The following is a 16,312-nucleotide window of genomic DNA, read 5'->3' as shown; positions in this document are numbered from 1 at the left end:
AAACCACACCGAGTAAAGACAGCTATGCCCGTTGAATAAAGAAAAACGGCCTCTACAAACTCGGTTACAAACAACATACCCGTACCGATGAAGAAGGCTATAGTGGATTAAATTTAAATCAGGGCAAGGCGACGAAGCCGTAGACAGTACAATTAGTACGGCAAGGCGAGGCAACGCCGTACTGGTTTAAATTTAATCCACTATATATCGAGAAATTGCACATCACTCCCGCCAATACCCATGAGTGCACCCATCTGTCGCCTTTGCTGGAAGGTATAGCCGAAGATACGACCGTCTATGCCGACAAAGGCTATGACAGCGCGGAAAACCGACAACATCTGAAAGAACATCGGTTGCTGGACGGCATTATGCGCAAAGCCCACCGCAGCCGTCCACTGACGGAAGCGCAAACCAAACGTAACCGATTATTTGTCGAAAACCCGTTATGTGGTCGAACAAAGCTTCGGTACGCTGCACCGTAAATTCCGCTACGCCCGGGCAGCCTATTTTGGTCTGCTCAAAGTAAGCGCGCAAAGCCATCTGAAGGCGATGTGTTTAAACCTGTTGAAAGCGGCTAACAGGCTAAGTGTGCCTGTTGCTGCCTAAAAGGCGGCCGGATGCCTGATTATGGGGTATCCAGGGAGGATTAAGGGGGCATTTGGGTAGAATTAGGAGTGATTTGGGGAGGGAAATAGTCGAAAACCTGTTTTTGGGTTTCGGTTGTCGAGGGAAGGGCTTTTTTGCAAAGGTCTCGGATAGCCTCTTGTCGGATGAGGATATAAAAGATAAAGGGAATAAAGAGATGTACTTAAATGTATTTGATGGAAAACGGAATAGGGCAACTGTGCAGAGGGGCTACTCTTTGATACAGCTGTTGGTGGTGATGTTGTTGGTTTCAATATTGGCGACGGTGGCATTTACGGCCTACCGGGAATCGGTCCGCTCGGCCAACCTGCGTGCGGCTCATGCAGCCCTGCTGGAAAATGCGCGCTTTATGGAGCAGTTCTACACGAAGAAGGGCAGCTTTAAGCTGACGTCGACGAAATGGCCGGAGTTGCCGGTGAAGGAGGCGGGCGGTTTCTGTATCAGGATGAGTGGTCAGGCTAAGGGGATCTTGGAGGGGAAGTTTACTTTGAAGGCGGTGGCGCTGGACAGGGAGGCGGAACCGAGGGTGTTGCGCTTGAACGAGTCGCTGACGGCGGTGGTGTGCGGGAAGATGAAGGTGAAGGGCAGCTGTACGGACGGTGAGGAGATATTTAGGGGTAATGATACGGAGTGTAAACCATTTGGCGCATAGAGTGGTTGTCTGAAGGGATAAAAGAAAAAAGGGCAAAAGAAAAGGACGTGCGTGGGAACGTCCTTTGGTGAATGAAGATGGGTTATTCGCTCCAGCTGACCCAGCCCAGCATCCAAGTAAGGAGAATCAGACCACCAAATACAATACGGTAGTAGGCAAAAGGCACATAGTTTTTACTGGAGACAAATTTCAGCAATGCTTTTACTGCCAATAAACCGGCGATAAATGCTGCGATAAAACCGATAGCAATTTGTCCGACATCTTGCAAGGTAAAGAGTTTGTAGTTTTTTAAGATATCGTAACCTGTTGCCGCAATCATCATCGGTACGGCAAGGAAGAATGAGAACTCAGTAGCTGTTTTACGTTCCAGTCCCCATAGCATACCGCCCATGATGGTACTGCCTGAACGTGATGTACCAGGGATAAGGGCACAAATTTGGGCGCATCCTACAACAAATGCGTCGATTGGGCGCATATCATCTACATGATTGACTTTAGGTTTGGTTTTTGCTTGGCGTTTTTCAACCCATAAAATGAAGAAACCACCCAGTACCAGCATGGTAGCAACGGTAATTGGGTTGAAAAGGTGTAATTTGATTTGTTTGCTGAACAATAGCCCCACAACCGCAGCCGGTATGAAGGCAATAAATAAATTCAGTACAAAGCGATTGGCTGTTCGTTCTTTACCCAATCCTTTTATGATATGGGTAAATCGTTGGCGGTATTCAAATACGACGGCTAATACGGCACCGAGTTGAATAGCAATTTCAAATACTTTTCCGTTGCTTTGAAAGTTCATTAAGTCACCGAATACAATCAGGTGACCGGTACTGGAAATAGGGAGAAACTCGGTTAAACCTTCGATAATACCGAGAATAAGTGCTTTAAATAAAATCAGAATGTCCATAAGTTTTCAGACGGCCTTGAGGCCGTCTTTCTTTTGTTGAATAGTTAAAGTGGTTTTGAGGATTGTTCGCGGCGGACTTTGACGATGAGCTCGTCTATGGTTTTCATACCTGCTTTCCAGTCGGTACCGTTGAAATTGATTTTGTATTTTCCACCGACGATGACAGTTGGTGTGTTTTCAATTCGATAAGTTTCCGTCAATTGCTGCATTTTTGCAGCAGCCGATGCGGCAGCAGGACTATTGTAGGTTTGAAGCAGTTTTTTACTGTCAAAACTCGTCTGTTTACCCACCCATGATCGGAATACATTGGTATCGGCCAGGTTGATTTTTTGTTCGTAAACTGCTTTGAAGATGACTGGATTAGCTTGATATTTCAAACCTGAAAGATTAACGGCTGCGGCAACCTTGGCCAAACCCAACATTTCAGGCATCCAAACGACGTGCTCCGTCCGTAAGGAAACATCTTTAGCAAAGGTTTTACTGTGTTGCAACAAAACCGGATCGAGATGGTAACAATGGACGCAGAAGTAGCCGAAAAACTCAAGCACTTCAATTTTGCCGGCTTGTTGCTGCGGGATAGGGCGACTGAGGACAGTATAGTCCACGCCCTCGGTAGCAGCCTGAGCACTCAGACTGAGCAGGCTCAGGCCGAGTGCGGCAATGGTTTGTTTTATACTCTGCTTCATCAGTGATTCCATTATTTGGTAGAACGAATCAAGCTGTTGATATTATGGCCTTGCAGGTTTTTTTGCAGTTTTACAGCGGCTTCCTGCGGCATAGTGTTACTTTGAACTCGGTAAATGGTTTTGTCGCCGTTTTGCGATTCAACCACTCTTGAAGAAACACCTAAAATAGCCAATTTTGCACGTTGTGAGTCTGCGCTGGAGCGGTCTGCATATGAACCAAGTTGCAGGAATGCTTTTTTACCGCTGTTGGCAGCTGTTTCGGCTTTTTCTGCTGACTGTTTACTTACAGCGTTGCTGCTTTCTTTTGTTGCAGAGGCATTTGCTGCTTTACGTGCTTTTTCGATGCTGCCGCTGTTGAGGATTTGCTCAGGTGTCGGCTTGTTTTGTTTCTTGGCTTCGGCCGCTTTTTTCTCGGCCAGTTTGCGCTCGGCACGCTCTTTTTGTTTGGCAGTCAGTTGGTCGACTGCTTTTTTGTCTTTAGCAGCTTTATCGGTAGTTTCTTTTTCCGCTTTGGCTTTTTCTGCGCGTTTTTTCTCTAACTCAGCTTTTTTCTCAGCCAGTTTTTTCTTAGCAGTTTCTTTTTCTGCTTCAGTTTTTGCAGCTTTTTCTTTGGCTTCGTGTTCGGCTTTGTCGGCATCAGTTTTGTCTGCTCTTTCTTTGGCTTCACGTTCGGCTTTATCAGTGGCGGCTTTTTCAGCTTTTTCTTTAGCTTCGCGTTCAGCTTTATCGGCAGCAGCTTTCTCTGCTTTTTCTTTAGCTTCACGTTCTGCTTGTTCGGCTTTTTCCTGAGCTTCTTTTTCCGCTTGAGCTTTTTCTTCATCTGCTTGGGTAGATGAATTGTCGGTAGCTGGGCGTTTCTCTGCTTTGTCCTGAGGTTTCAGGATTTCAGGTTCTTCGCTTTGTTTAGGCTGAGTCAGCTCTTTGAAAACGTTTTGGTTGCCTTGGTTCAAGAAGAACAAAATACCGGCAATAATACCTGTTGCCAGTATCAGGCCGAAAAAGAAACCGGCCAAGCCTTTGCCATATTGTGTAGATTTTTTCATGACTTACCTTGTAATAATGTGTTCAGACGGTCTGAAGGGAGACTGTCTGAGTTTGGATTCGATATTTTATCAATAACCGTTATGGACGGCAAAATCCTGATGCTTTGTTTACTCTAGTTTTACTTAAACATAAAGATTCAGGCCGTCTGAAAAGTTAAAGGGCGCGACGGAAGCCGATGGCTTTCATCACATGGGTTTTGCTGACTTCTTCGTCGCCTGCCAAATCGGCCAGTGTACGGGCGACGCGCATGATGCGGTGAAAACTTCGTGCGGAAAGGGACAGTTTTTCGAGCATGGTTCCCAAGGCTTCTTGCGCTTCTTTTTGGATGCGGGCTTTGCCATCGAGCTCGCCGACACTCAGTTCCGCATTGACTTTGCCTTGTCTGTTGTATTGGATTTTGCGTGCGGCGGTAACGCGTTTCAATACGGTGGCACTGGATTCGCCAGCTTCCTGTTGCATCAGCTCGGCAGCGGAAAGGCTGGGTACTTCGATGGTTAAATCAATACGGTCGAGCAATGGCCCTGAAATTTTGTTGCGGTAGCGGGCAACGCTTTCAGGCGTGCAACGGCAAGGTTTGGACGGATGACCAAGATAGCCGCAAGGGCAGGGGTTCATGGCGGCGACAAGTTGGAACTTGGCCGGATAAACAGCTTGGCGTGCGGCGCGGGAAATATGGATTTCGCCGTTTTCCAAAGGTTCACGCAACACTTCTAATACTTTACGGTCAAACTCGGGCAATTCGTCTAAAAACAACACACCGTGGTGTGCCAATGAGATTTCGCCCGGACGTGGGTCTGAACCGCCGCCGACCATGGCAGCAGAGCTGGCGCTGTGATGAGGGCTGCGGAAAGGACGGTTGCTGTCGAGTTGCTGTTGATGGTTGGGTAGGAGAGAACGCAACGCCCATACTTCGACCAATTCGTCTTCGGTCAAAGGCGGGAGGATACCGGGCAAACGTTGCGAAAGCATGGATTTGCCTGTACCCGGCGGACCCATCATCAGCAGGCTGTGTCCGCCTGCCGCTGCGATTTCCAAAGCAAGGCGTGCGGTATGCTGGCCTTTAACATCGGCTAAATCAGGAATTTTACTTTGTTCAGAGGGCCTTTGCGTCAGCTTGCATTCAGTTTGTGTCAACGGTTCGATACCGTTTAAATGCGCGGCCACTTCACCTAAAGAACGTGCGCCATAAACCGCGATACCGCGCATGACGGCAGCCTGTTCGGCATTTTCTTGCGGCAGGACGAACGAACGGCCGGCCTGCATTCCTTGCCATGCCATGGCCAGCGCGCCGCGTACGGGACGCAGCAGACCGGACAGTGCCAATTCTCCGGCAAACTCATATTGGGCGAGCTTTTCAGGGTTGATTTGTCCCGATGCGGCAAGAATGCCTAAGGCAATCGGCAAATCGAAACGGCCGGATTCTTTTGGGAGGTCGGCCGGTGCGAGGTTGACGGTAATTTTCTTGGCGGGAAAGTCGAAGCCGCTTTGGATGATGGCGGCACGCACACGGTCGCGGCTTTCTTTGACTTCAGTATCAGGCAAACCGACGATATTGAAATGTGGCAAGCCGTTGGCAAGGTGGGCTTCCACTTCGACCAACGGCGCATTCATGCCGCTTAAGGCGCGGCTGTAAACCAAAGCAAGCGACATGTTTCAGACGGCCTTATTCGGCAGCTTCGGTTTGTTGTTTGATTTCGGCAACAGCTTCTTCAGCAGCGGCTTCGGCAGCTTTCAAAGCAGCTTCTTCAGGCTCTTGAGCGGCTTCGAGTTTGGCCAAACGGGCTTCCAATTCGGCCAGTTTGGTACGGGTTTTAATCAAAACCTGTTGTTGGATGTCGAATTCTTCGCGGGTCACTAAATCCATGCGGTTGAACGCGCTGCCGAGCATGGCTTTAACGTTTTTTTCCATGTCTTTGGCAGGGCTGTTGGCGATGGTTTCGCTGATTTTGGAGCTGACTTCTTCAAAAAGTTGTTTGCCGAACATAATCCGTATCCTTTATTCAGAATGTATATAGAAATTCAAGTGGCTATTGTATAAGGAAAAAGGCCGTCTGAAAACGTTTTGCTTTTCAGACGGCCTCAAATGCGGAAGTTTACACGCCTGCGGCTGCTTTTAATGCGGCTGCTTTGTCGGTGCGCTCCCAAGTAAATTCAGGCTCTTCGCGGCCGAAATGGCCGTATGCGGCGGATTTGCTGTAAATCGGGCGCAAGAGGTCGAGCATTTGGACGATGCCTTTGGGGCGCAGGTCGAAATGTTCGCGAACTAAGGCAATCAGTTTTTCTTCGCTGATTTTGCCTGTACCGAAGGTATCGATGGAAATCGAAGTCGGTTCGGCAACGCCGATGGCGTAGGAAACTTGGATTTGGCATTGGGTTGCCAAACCGGCGGCTACGATGTTTTTTGCAACATAGCGGCAGGCGTAAGCGGCGGAACGGTCCACTTTGGACGGGTCTTTGCCGGAGAATGCGCCGCCGCCGTGCGGAGCCGCACCGCCGTAGGTATCGACGATGATTTTACGGCCGGTCAAACCGCAGTCGCCTTGCGGGCCGCCGATAACGAAGCGGCCGGTCGGGTTGATCAGGTATTTGGTTTCGTCGGTCAGCAGTTCAGACGGCAGAACCGGTTTGATGATGTGTTCGATCACGGCGTTTTTCAGCTCTTCGTAACCGATAGACGGATCGTGCTGGGTAGACAGGACGACGGTGTCGATGCGTTTTACTTTGCCGGTTTTGCTGTCGTAAACCACGGTCAGTTGGGCTTTGGCATCAGGACGCAGCCAAGGCAGGCGGCCGTCTTTGCGCAATTCGCTTTGGCGTTGCATCAGGCGGTGGCTGTAATAGATGGCAAACGGCATCAGGGTAGGGGTTTCGTCGCAGGCATAGCCGAACATCAAACCTTGGTCGCCTGCGCCTTGGTTTAAGTCGATGCCTTCGCCTTCGTTCACGCCTTGGGCGATGTCCGGAGATTGTTGGTCGTAGTACACGCCGACTGCGCAGCCGGTAGCATCAAAGCCCAGCTCGGAGGAGTTGTAGCCGATGCGTTTGATGGTTTCGCGTGCGACTTTGATGTAGTCCACTTGGGCGGTAGTCGTGATTTCGCCTGCCAATACGCACAAGCCTGTGTTGACCAAGGTTTCTGCGGCGACACGCGCTTTTGGGTCTTGCGCCAAGATGGCATCCAAAATCGCATCGGATACTTGGTCGGCAACTTTATCCGGATGGCCTTCGGATACCGATTCGGAAGTAAACAGATATTCGCTCATTGCTATTCTTTCATTAAAAACAGGCTGCTGTGTTTTCAGACGGCCTTTTATTTCGGACAGCGGAAATCATAACAAAAACTCCGCTTTTTCTCTATACAAGTGAGAAACATTCGCACTTGCCTGCTGTTTCGGAATCCTGTTGCGCGTTTCTTACAGGCAAAAAAATTCCCGCATTAAGCGGGTTTGGATTGCTCTGGCGAGCCACATCGGTTTTTCAACCGTCCACCTTACCTTTCCGTTTGAAAAGCAGGTTGGCATGGAATTCCCAACTCTTAATGCAGTGCGGATAGTAGCAGAAAAGCAGGTGTGCCGCAATATATTTGCCCGAAGTCTGTTTTGTTCAGACGGCCTGTTTCGTTTACAATCTGTCCACTTCATTTTGGTAAAACCTTATGCAAACGCTTGTTACCTTTGTTTTTAAATTTTTGGCCGCTCTGCCTTTGGCTTGGTTGCACAAATTAGGCAATCTGCTGGGCAGTTTGGGTTTCTGCGTGCTGTCGAAAGATCGCCGGCGTGTTTTCGAAAACATGAAACTTGCCGGTTTGAACCCGACGGATGAAGCGGTGAAAAAAGTTTTCCGTGAAACGGCAAAAGGCGGCTTGGAATTGCCGGTGGCGTTTTTCAGACGGCCTGAGGAAATTGAGAACCTGTTTGTCAGCGTCAACGGTTGGGAACATGTTCAGACGGCCTTGAGTGCGGGCGAAGGTTTGCTGTTTATTACGCCGCACATCGGCAGCTATGATTTGGCGGGCCGCTACATCAGTCAGCAACTGCCGTTTCCGCTGACGGCGATGTATAAGCCGCCGAAAATCAAGGCTTTTGATGCGGTGATGCAGGCGGGGCGCGTGCGCGGTAAAGGCAAGACTGCGCCTACCAGTATTCAGGGCGTCAAACAAATTATTAAGGCTCTGCGCGGCGGCGAAGCGACCATTGTTTTGCCGGACCATGTACCGTCTCCCGAAGAAGGGGGCGACGGCGTGTGGGTGGACTTTTTCGGCAAACCTGCCTATACCATGACGTTGGCGGGCAAGCTGGCGCAAGTCAAAGGCGTGAAGGCTTTGTTTTTCTGCGGCGAGCGTCTGCCCGATGGCAAAGGCTTTGTCTTGCACATCGAGCCTTTGCGCGGTGAGTTGAACGGCGATAAGGAGAACGATGCGCGCGTGATCAATGAAAATACCGAATATTGGATACGCCGTTTTCCGGAACAATATTTGTTTATGTACAATCGCTACAAGCATCCCGAAGGCGCGCCGTTGCCGCCTGCTTGAGTGGGATAGATTCAAAACCTGCTTTGAGGAAAGCAGGTTTTTATTTTAGTTGGGAACTCAGAAGATTTTCTTTCGGCTTAAACAAAGCCGAGGTTCAAAAAGAAATACATTAAAGCCTAGCGTTTGCACTGTCCACGATATTTAAATGGCAAAGACCGTCTGAAAAGCGGTTTCAGACGGCCTTTACCGTAATCTTTTGCCTTTTATTTTCATACGCTGCTGAACCGTTTGCCCTGATGGCATTATAATGCGCGTAATTGTTTTTTTGATGGCATGTCATGTTTTATCTCTTTCAATCCGACCGTTTGGAATCGCTTGCCGAAATGTGCGCGCGTATTCATCAGGCTTCGCCCTTGGATTCCGTATTGGCGCAGGAAGAAGTGGTGGTGCAGAGCCAGGGTATGCGGCGTTATCTGAATGTGTTTTTCGCGCGCGAACTCGGCGTGGCGGCGAATTTGAAGTTCAGCCTGCCTGCCGGTTTGGCGTGGCAGCTGATGCGCAAATTGGTTCCCGATGTGCCGCCGCTCAGTCCGTTTTCACCTGAAGTCATGCGTTGGCGTTTGCTGGATTTGTTCCGCAGCGAAGCGTTTCAGACGGCACCGGAATACGAAAACGTGCGCCTGAAGCTGGAAAGTTATTTGCACAGCTCGGCATCGGCGGATTATCAGCTTGCCGGACAGATGGCGGATATTTTTGACCAATATTTGGTGTACCGCCCGGACTGGATTGATGCGTGGCAGGCTGGGAAGCTGCTGGGTTTGGGCGATGATGAGGATTGGCAGGCGCGGCTGTGGCGTTATTTGGACGATGGCAGCCAATCTGCGCCGCACCGCGTGGCCTTGTGGGAAAAGCTGTTGGCGCAGTTGGATAAATCAGTCTTGCCGCAAAGGTTGTTTGTATTCGGCATTTCGACAATGGCGCCGATGTATCTGCAACTACTGCACCAAATTTCCAAGCATTGTGATGTGTTTGTGTTCGCGCTTAATCCGAGCAGCCAGTATTGGGGCGAGGTTATCGACGAGGCGCAGATTTTGAAAAGGGGCGATGAGGCGGATTTGTCGCAGGCAGGACATCCGCTGTTGGCTTCTTTGGGCAAGCAGGGGCGCGATTTCTTTGATTTTCTGTCGGAAGTGGAAACCGAGCAGGATATTCAGGTTTATGAAGAGGGAAAAGACGATACCTTGTTGCATTGCCTGCAAAACGATATCCAAAACTTAATCATGCCGTCTGAACGCTTGTATCAACAGGAAGAAGGCGAAGCAGGCGCGCAGTCGGTTTTGGTTCAAGTCCACGATGCGGACGGCAATCCAGTGTGTGTCGAGCCGGACGAGCTGCTGAATGACGGTTCCGTCAAAATCGTTGCAGCACACAGCCCTTTGCGCGAATTGCAGATTTTGAAAGAAGAGCTGTCGCTGGTGTTGCAAAATAATCCCGATTGGCAGCTGCACGATATTGCCGTGTTGACACCGAACATCGAGCCGTACAGCCCGTTTATCGAAGCCGTTTTTGGACAGGCGCACGCAGGCAGCCAGGCTTTGCCGTATTCGATTTCGGATGTGAAGCTCAGCCGCCGCCAGCCGTTGCTGTATGCTTTGGCGCAAACTTTGGACTTGCTGGAAAGCCGGTTTGAAGTGGATAAGGTTTTGCCTTTGCTGGAAAGCCGGTTGGTACTGCAACGTTTCGGTTTGAGCGAGGAAGATGTGCCGCTGCTGCATGAGACTGTTGCCGGATTGAATGTGCATTGGGGTTTGGACCAAACCATGCGTGAGGGCAAAGACAACCTCTTTACTTGGCAGCAGGCGGTAGAGCGTTTGGCCTTGGGCTGGATGTTGCCCGAAGGCGGCAACGGCATGTGGCAGGGCGTGAGCGCGTGGCATAGCAACGTCAATCAGCTGGACGTGTTCAGCGGTTTTGCCGAATTTATCCGCACTTTGGCCGATATGGCGGCGCAATGGCAAGAGCCTGCCGATGTGGAAGGCTGGGTGCAGCGTTGCCGCGATTTGCTGGAGAAACTGTTTGCTCCGGATACGGACGACCAATACGCGAAACAGCAGTTTGAGCAGTCTTTGGCGAAATGGCAGGAAGAGGCGCAGTTGGCCGAATTTGACGGATTGTTGTCGTGTAAAACCGTTATCCGCCATATCCGCCGCTTTTTGGACAGCGAAAGCCAAGCCGGATTTTTGAGCGGCGGCATTACTTTTTGCAGTATGGTGCCGATGCGCAGCCTGCCGTTTAAAATGGTTTGCCTGTTGGGTTTGAATGATGGCGATTTTCCGCGCAATACCAAAGCGGCGGTGTTCGACCTGATTGCCAAATATCCGAAAAAAGGCGACCGCGCCCGCCGCGACGACGACCGTTATCTCTTCCTGGAAGCCTTAATCAGCGCGCGCGAAATGCTGTATTTGTCTTATATCGGCCGCGATATACGCAATGATGCCGAGTTCGCGCCGTCTTCGTTAATCAGCGAGCTGCTGGATACCATTGCCGCCATGACGGGGAAAAGCGGGCGCGAGTTGTCGGAGAAATGGGTGAAACATCATCCTTTGCAGGCGTTTTCGCGCCGTTATTTCCAAAAAGACGCGCTTTCAGACGGCCTCTTCAGTACGCGCCAAGATTACGCCGATGCGTTGAACCAACCGCAAGCGGAAGCGCAGCCGTTTTTCCTTGAGGCCTTAAGTCAGGAAGAGCCGGGCAAAACCATTCAGCAGGGCGAGCTTGTCGGTTTTTGGCGCAACCCTGTCAAAGTTTGGCTGAAGAAAAATTTAAGCTGGGATCAACCGTATCTGGACGGCGCATGGGAGTCTGCCGAACCGTTTGAGCCGCAACATGAGGGTCGGATTGCCGATGCCTATTTGGATGCACGGCGCAAAGGGGAAGATTTTGAAGATACGGCCATTCGGCTGAATGCCGAAAGCCTAATGCCGGTGGGCGAGTTGGGCGGTTTGTGGCAGAAGCAGTATCAAATATCTGCGAAAAACGTAGATGCCGAGCTGATACGCAGTGACAAAAGGCCGTCTGAACCTTATGAGGCACACTTTGACGACTTGGTTTTACAAGGCACCATCGGCAATCTTTACGAATGCGGCCGCATTGTGTTCCTAAATCAAAAAGACAATGCGCCCAACCGCATTGCCCGTTTATTGGAGCATTTGATTTTTTGTGCCGTCGCCCCTAAATCCGTTGCAAACCGACAAACCCATATTGTCAGCTTGGGGCAGACCGAAACCTATGCCGCCATCGAGCAACAAACAGCAAAAGAACTTTTAAAAGAATGGCTGGTATATTTCCGAATCGGACAAAATACCCCCTTGCCGTTTTTTGCCAAAACCAGTCTTGCCGCTGCGGAGGAGTACAACAAAAAAGAGGATTGGGATGCTGTCTTGAGAAAAGCCCATGATGTTTTTAACGGCAACAAAATGAGCAAAGGGCAGAAAGAATATACCGAAGTGAAGCTGGTGTTTGGCCATTCGGACGAATCGCCTCTTGATGAGCCGCTATTTGAAAACCTCATCGTCAATCTGCTTGTTCCGCTTTTGACCGGAGTGGCAGGGAAAACCAATGCAATAGAACAGGAGTAAAGCATGGCCACTTATGCAGAATATTTGGATTTTGATACTGAAGAAGACAAATTGAAACAGCAGCAACTCTATCAGGCGACCGAGCTGTCGGCGCAAACGGTAGCGGCGGTTGAAAAGATCAGCCGTCCGCAAAACTGGCTGCTTGCCGCTGCACCATATTGCCCTGATTGCCGCGTGTTTGTGCCGTTTATTCAAAAAATAGCGGAGTTGAACCCCAATATCCGCGTCAACTATATTGCCCGCAACGATTTTGACGACAGCAGCCGTTTTGAGAATCCGCGCCAACAGGAAATCGTCCGCGCCAATCAAAAAATCCCTGCGCTGTTTTTGATGGGGCATGAAGAGGCTGGGCCTGTGTTTAACGAATTTCCGCAAGTGATATTGAACCAAATTGCGGCAGATGAAACCCGGCGCACGGAATTGCGCGATGCGTACCGTGCCGGCGAGTTTAATGCCGATATTGAGGCTCAGATTGTAGCGGCGTTGGCATGGGCAGAGTAGCGGTGTTGAGCAGATATTGCTGGTGTGTAAGGCTGTGTTTTGAACCGCTTTGATATTTTGCTTTGTAATAAAAAGGCCGTCTGAAAAGATTTCAGACGGCCTTTTTTGATGCTTAACGCTTTATTAAATCTCGATTTTATTCGGCGTAAAGGTTTGCCATTTGTTGCAGGCAGGGCAGTGCCAGAAGAAGACTTGGGATTTGAAGTGGCAGTTGCGGCAGCGGTACATAACGCTTTTCTGCAGCTGGCGGCCGATAATAGAACGAATCATATCGGTATCGGCTTTCCACTCCGGATTCATACTGCTGAGTTTCAAGCCAAGCAGGCGGTACACGCCGTTGAGGTCGGGTTTTTGGCGGACGAGTTCGACAGCGATTTGCGCCGCTTCGGTTTCGCCTTTGAGCAACAGGGCCTTCTCGTAGATGACGTTGATCAGGTCAAGATCGGGGAAGGTTTGCATATAGCCGATAAGGCGGTTGAGGCCTTCTTCCTGCTTGCCTTGCGCGGCATAGGCTTCATAGAGTTTCTCGCCGACCATGCTCAAATAGGCATGGTTTTGCTGCTCGATGGCGGAATACGCTTCCACTGCGGCAGGGAAGTTGCCCTGACGGTATTCAATGTCGCCGAGAATGATGTTGGCGCGCGTACATTTTTTGTTGGCTTCGAGTGCTTTGCCGATGTTGTAGCGTGCGGTGTCGAAGTTGGATTTGAACAGCGCGGCTTGGGCGATTTCGCAATAAAACTGGGCGATTTCAAACTGGTAGGTTTGTTCGTCATGGCTCAAGAGCTGCGCCATTTCGATGGCTTTTTCCCAGTCGCGGTCTTGTTGGTAGATGCTCAAAAGGTGTTGGCGGGCTTCGCGTGCCATATCGCCTTCCTGCAAGCCGAGGAAGATTTGTTCGGCACGATCCACCAAGCCTGCGCTTTGGTAGTTTTGCGCCAGTTCAAAAAGCACGCGCGCGCGTTTTTCGTTGACTGTGTCGGGCGAATCGAGCAGGGCGCGGTGCATATTGATGGCTTTGTCGTTTTCGCCGCGCTGACGGTAGAGCTTGCCTAGGGTCAGGTTTAAGTCGTATGACTGCGGCTGTTGGTCAATCACTTCCGCCAATTCACGCGCGGCGCGGCCGCTGTTGCGGTCAACGAGGGCATCAAGGCTTTTGTAAAAGCCTGCCGGTATGCTTTTGGCCTGTTTCAGGACGGTCTTCATATCGACGCGCGCGGCAAACCAGCCCATAGCGAAGAAAACGGGGAGGAGGACGATGGGCAGTAAGATGACCCACAATTCGTTGTCCATGGTATTCCTTTATTGATTGGTGGCGTTACGCTTTGGGAGTGGCTTCGGAAGTCGTTGCCGGTGTTTCGGTTTTGACCGGAGTCAGGTCTTTTTCGGAAAGGTGGGCATGTTTTTTCACTTCGGCGCGCAGACGGTTGTTTTCGCTGCGCAGGGACAGCAGACGGCCGAAGAGGGCAAACATACCGAACACGATACCGATAATAAATGCACCGAAAAGTACGACAATCAGCGGCAGATTGATGTTTTGGCCGGGCAGGTAGAAGAAGGATACAGTGTGGGTATTGGTGATGGCCAGCAGGAGGAAAACAAGAAGAATCAGGATTTTGATGATGGTAGAGATGAGTTTCATGGGTTACTCCGGGTTGGCTGCGGTTGGGGCAGGCCGTCTGAAAAATGGTATCAGTTTAAACGATTTGCCGGATTTCGGATAGGACGGCATGTTTCAGACGGCAGGGGGACAGTGTCTTTATGCTGACGGGTACTTGTCAAACCTATATTGAAAGGCGTATTGTTCAGTCTTTAATTAATTTATTTTGCACATCAGAATAAGAAAGGCAATCATCATGAGCAGACCAGTTCCAGCCGTATTCGGCAGCGTTTTTCACGCTGAAATGCCCGTTATCGCTTATCGTGAAGGTAAATGGCAGCCGGTAGAGTGGCAATCTTCCAAAGACCTGACAATCGCCCCCGGCGCGCATGCCTTGCATTACGGCAGCGAATGTTTTGAGGGTTTGAAGGCATTTCGTCAGGCAAACGGCAAAATCGTGATGTTCCGCCCGAGTGCCAATATCGCGCGCATGCAACAAAGTGCGGATATTTTGCACCTGCCGCGCCCTGAAACTGAGGCTTATTTGGATGCTTTGATTGAATTGGTCAAACGCTCTGCCGAAGAAATTCCTGATGCGCCAGCGGCGTTGTACCTGCGTCCGACTTTGATCGGTACCGATCCTGTGATTGGTAAAGCCGGTTCTCCTTCTGAAACGGCTTTGCTGTACATTCTGGCTTCTCCTGTCGGCGACTATTTCAAAGCTGGTTCGCCCGTTAAAATCTTGGTGGAAACCGAACATATCCGTTGCGCCCCACATATGGGCCGTGTGAAATGTGGCGGCAACTACGCTTCCGCCATGCCTTGGGTGTTGAAAGCCAAAGCCGAATATGGCGCAAACCAAGTGTTGTTCTGTCCGAATGGCGACGTTCAGGAAACCGGTGCGTCTAACTTTATCCTGATTAACGGCGATGAAATCATTACCAAACCGTTGACAGATGAATTCCTGCACGGCGTTACCCGTGATTCCGTGCTGACTGTTGCCAAAGATTTGGGCTACACCATTACCGAGCGCAACTTTACCGTTGATGAGCTGAAAGCAGCTGTGGAAAATGGCGCAGAGGCAATTCTGACCGGTACGGCTGCGGTCATTTCTCCGGTAACTTCTTTCGTGATTGATGGCAAAGAAATCGAAGTGAAGAGCCAAGAGCGCGGTTACGCAATCCGTAAGGCGATTACCGACATTCAATATGGTTTGACAGAAGATAAACACGGCTGGTTGGTCGAAGTTTGTTAAATAGAACGCATTCAATAAAAAAGGCCGTCTGAAATATTTTTTCAGACGGCCTTTTTTTATTGGTTTTTAGATGGTGAAAGCAATAATAAAATACTAAATTTTTCAAATAAACGGTAGTATTTTAGGATAATCGGTATATAATGCGCAATTATGTTGTAAAAATACATATTGGAAATATCAAATTTTATTGATTTTTCGATGAAGTTAAAAACATTTATAGATATTTATTTTGTATATTTTGTAAATTTAGTTAAATTAGGAATGCTAAAAACATATTGTATTAGAATTCCCCTCCTTTTTGGCTTCGCGGGATTAACTCTGTCACGCCAAAAAGGAAAACAATACAAGATAAAACCATTTTTATTTTGCTATAAAAATCAAAAATAACTTAACTTTGGATGAACTAATCAATTAAAAAGGGACTCTGATACATTTCCGTCAAAAATAACCGGATACATGGTACGCGGACAGATTGCCTATAAAAGTCATCTGTAGGAAAACGTTGCGTTGTTTACACCACAGGTTGAGAAAAATAAGACTGCAAGACCTCAAACGGCGTATCGCCGTTCAAACTGCGGTGCGGCTTCACAGTGTTATAGAAATTAACAAAGCGGCACAACTCCTTTCGCCGGTGTTCCGGACTGTCAAACAACTGTTTCTCATGCCACATCTCCATCAGGGTGCGGATAACCCGTTCCGCCTTACCGTTGGTCTGCGGACGGGCAACCCGGGTAAACTTTTGACCAATCCCGTTCTCATAACAGGCTACACCGAAAGCATGGTTGGCCGAGCCTTTATATTTCGTACCGTTGTCGGAGTAAACGCACTCAATCAGGTATGGACAGGGATCAATCAGGTGTCCAGTCAGAAACTTGGCGGCACTGTCTGCAGTTTTGTCCGGCAAAATGGCGGC

Annotated in this window: 14 protein-coding genes, 1 pseudogene and 1 riboswitch; of the genes and pseudogenes, 6 read left to right on the top strand and 9 right to left on the bottom strand. The window is 49.6% G+C overall.

All coding sequences use genetic code 11. The features are described from left to right. Nucleotides 1-203: 203 nt before the first annotated feature. Nucleotides 204-606 (top strand): annotated as a pseudogene (locus tag O3660_RS11145) (transposase); the annotation flags it as partial. 196 nt (nucleotides 607-802) lie between these two features. Then, nucleotides 803-1,297 carry a type IV pilin protein gene (locus O3660_RS11140; RefSeq protein WP_308112273.1) on the top strand — a complete coding sequence of 165 codons (495 nt, stop codon included), beginning with the start codon at nucleotides 803-805 and terminating at the stop codon, nucleotides 1,295-1,297. 82 nt (nucleotides 1,298-1,379) lie between these two features. On the opposite strand, the gene O3660_RS11135 is transcribed toward O3660_RS11140, so the two are convergent. From O3660_RS11135 to metK, 6 genes are all read right to left on the bottom strand, one after another. Next, nucleotides 1,380-2,204 (bottom strand): undecaprenyl-diphosphate phosphatase, encoded by an 825-nt coding sequence (locus tag O3660_RS11135; protein ID WP_049328710.1) that lies wholly within the window; start codon nucleotides 2,202-2,204, stop codon nucleotides 1,380-1,382. Between the two features lie 44 nt (nucleotides 2,205-2,248). Continuing rightward, nucleotides 2,249-2,890: a thiol:disulfide interchange protein DsbA/DsbL gene (locus O3660_RS11130; protein ID WP_049351017.1), complete on the bottom strand. Its 642-nt coding sequence runs from the start codon at nucleotides 2,888-2,890 to the stop codon at nucleotides 2,249-2,251. 11 nt (nucleotides 2,891-2,901) lie between these two features. After that, on the bottom strand, nucleotides 2,902-3,933 hold the full coding sequence (locus O3660_RS11125) for an SPOR domain-containing protein (protein WP_049351009.1): 1,032 nt from the start codon (nucleotides 3,931-3,933) through the stop codon (nucleotides 2,902-2,904). 154 nt (nucleotides 3,934-4,087) lie between these two features. Further along, entirely contained in the window at nucleotides 4,088-5,584 is a 1,497-nt protein-coding gene (locus tag O3660_RS11120) for a YifB family Mg chelatase-like AAA ATPase (RefSeq protein WP_049351010.1), read from the bottom strand. 13 nt (nucleotides 5,585-5,597) lie between these two features. Continuing rightward, complete coding sequence (locus O3660_RS11115) at nucleotides 5,598-5,918, bottom strand: accessory factor UbiK family protein (protein WP_003684455.1); 321 nt, start codon at nucleotides 5,916-5,918, stop codon at nucleotides 5,598-5,600. 109 nt (nucleotides 5,919-6,027) lie between these two features. Further along, on the bottom strand, nucleotides 6,028-7,197 hold the full coding sequence (gene metK / locus O3660_RS11110; RefSeq protein ID WP_371464985.1) for a methionine adenosyltransferase: 1,170 nt from the start codon (nucleotides 7,195-7,197) through the stop codon (nucleotides 6,028-6,030). 173 nt (nucleotides 7,198-7,370) lie between these two features. Then, nucleotides 7,371-7,481: riboswitch (SAM-I-IV-variant riboswitch) on the bottom strand. A 108-nt stretch (nucleotides 7,482-7,589) separates the two neighbouring features. On the opposite strand from metK, the gene O3660_RS11105 reads away from it, so the two are divergent. The 3 genes from O3660_RS11105 to O3660_RS11095 all read left to right on the top strand — a co-directional run bounded on the left by O3660_RS11105 (nucleotide 7,590) and on the right by O3660_RS11095 (nucleotide 12,544). Next, nucleotides 7,590-8,465 carry a lysophospholipid acyltransferase family protein gene (locus O3660_RS11105; protein WP_371464984.1) on the top strand — a complete coding sequence of 292 codons (876 nt, stop codon included), beginning with the start codon at nucleotides 7,590-7,592 and terminating at the stop codon, nucleotides 8,463-8,465. A gap of 278 nt (nucleotides 8,466-8,743) precedes the next feature. Continuing rightward, on the top strand, nucleotides 8,744-12,043 hold the full coding sequence (gene recC, locus O3660_RS11100) for an exodeoxyribonuclease V subunit gamma (RefSeq protein ID WP_371464983.1): 3,300 nt from the start codon (nucleotides 8,744-8,746) through the stop codon (nucleotides 12,041-12,043). A gap of 3 nt (nucleotides 12,044-12,046) precedes the next feature. Beyond that, entirely contained in the window at nucleotides 12,047-12,544 is a 498-nt protein-coding gene (locus tag O3660_RS11095) for a thioredoxin family protein (protein ID WP_371464982.1), read from the top strand. Nucleotides 12,545-12,667: 123 nt separating this feature from the next. On the opposite strand, the gene lapB is transcribed toward O3660_RS11095, so the two are convergent. Both lapB and O3660_RS11085 read right to left on the bottom strand, forming a co-directional pair. Next, a complete protein-coding gene (lapB, locus tag O3660_RS11090) occupies nucleotides 12,668-13,837 on the bottom strand; it encodes a lipopolysaccharide assembly protein LapB (protein WP_003745547.1) in 1,170 nt (389 codons plus the stop codon). Nucleotides 13,838-13,862: 25 nt separating this feature from the next. Continuing rightward, nucleotides 13,863-14,186 (bottom strand): lipopolysaccharide assembly LapA domain-containing protein, encoded by a 324-nt coding sequence (locus O3660_RS11085; protein WP_049328701.1) that lies wholly within the window; start codon nucleotides 14,184-14,186, stop codon nucleotides 13,863-13,865. A 214-nt stretch (nucleotides 14,187-14,400) separates the two neighbouring features. On the opposite strand from O3660_RS11085, the gene ilvE reads away from it, so the two are divergent. Further along, complete coding sequence (gene ilvE, locus O3660_RS11080; protein WP_371464981.1) at nucleotides 14,401-15,399, top strand: branched-chain-amino-acid transaminase; 999 nt, start codon at nucleotides 14,401-14,403, stop codon at nucleotides 15,397-15,399. A 511-nt stretch (nucleotides 15,400-15,910) separates the two neighbouring features. Here the strand turns inward: ilvE and O3660_RS11075 are convergent. Next, nucleotides 15,911-16,312 (bottom strand): integrase core domain-containing protein (locus O3660_RS11075; RefSeq protein ID WP_371464980.1); only part of this gene is annotated, 402 nt, incomplete at its 5' end.

The sequence above is a fragment of the Neisseria sp. 27098_8_139 genome (assembly GCF_041433195.1).
Taxonomy (GTDB): Bacteria; Pseudomonadota; Gammaproteobacteria; order Burkholderiales; family Neisseriaceae; genus Neisseria; species Neisseria subflava.
This window is presented reverse-complemented; position numbering and strand designations above follow the sequence as displayed.

What these genes read in the sequence shown, in the direction of transcription:
- O3660_RS11140 (WP_308112273.1), top strand. Translation starts at nt 803, where the DNA reads ATGTACTTAAATGTATTTGATGGAAAACGGAATAGGGCAACTGTGCAG.
- O3660_RS11135 (WP_049328710.1), bottom strand. Translation starts at nt 2,204, where the DNA reads ATGGACATTCTGATTTTATTTAAAGCACTTATTCTCGGTATTATCGAA.
- O3660_RS11130 (WP_049351017.1), bottom strand. Translation starts at nt 2,890, where the DNA reads ATGAAGCAGAGTATAAAACAAACCATTGCCGCACTCGGCCTGAGCCTG.
- O3660_RS11125 (WP_049351009.1), bottom strand. Translation starts at nt 3,933, where the DNA reads ATGAAAAAATCTACACAATATGGCAAAGGCTTGGCCGGTTTCTTTTTC.
- O3660_RS11120 (WP_049351010.1), bottom strand. Translation starts at nt 5,584, where the DNA reads ATGTCGCTTGCTTTGGTTTACAGCCGCGCCTTAAGCGGCATGAATGCG.
- O3660_RS11115 (WP_003684455.1), bottom strand. Translation starts at nt 5,918, where the DNA reads ATGTTCGGCAAACAACTTTTTGAAGAAGTCAGCTCCAAAATCAGCGAA.
- metK (WP_371464985.1), bottom strand. Translation starts at nt 7,197, where the DNA reads ATGAGCGAATATCTGTTTACTTCCGAATCGGTATCCGAAGGCCATCCG.
- O3660_RS11105 (WP_371464984.1), top strand. Translation starts at nt 7,590, where the DNA reads ATGCAAACGCTTGTTACCTTTGTTTTTAAATTTTTGGCCGCTCTGCCT.
- recC (WP_371464983.1), top strand. Translation starts at nt 8,744, where the DNA reads ATGTTTTATCTCTTTCAATCCGACCGTTTGGAATCGCTTGCCGAAATG.
- O3660_RS11095 (WP_371464982.1), top strand. Translation starts at nt 12,047, where the DNA reads ATGGCCACTTATGCAGAATATTTGGATTTTGATACTGAAGAAGACAAA.
- lapB (WP_003745547.1), bottom strand. Translation starts at nt 13,837, where the DNA reads ATGGACAACGAATTGTGGGTCATCTTACTGCCCATCGTCCTCCTCCCC.
- O3660_RS11085 (WP_049328701.1), bottom strand. Translation starts at nt 14,186, where the DNA reads ATGAAACTCATCTCTACCATCATCAAAATCCTGATTCTTCTTGTTTTC.
- ilvE (WP_371464981.1), top strand. Translation starts at nt 14,401, where the DNA reads ATGAGCAGACCAGTTCCAGCCGTATTCGGCAGCGTTTTTCACGCTGAA.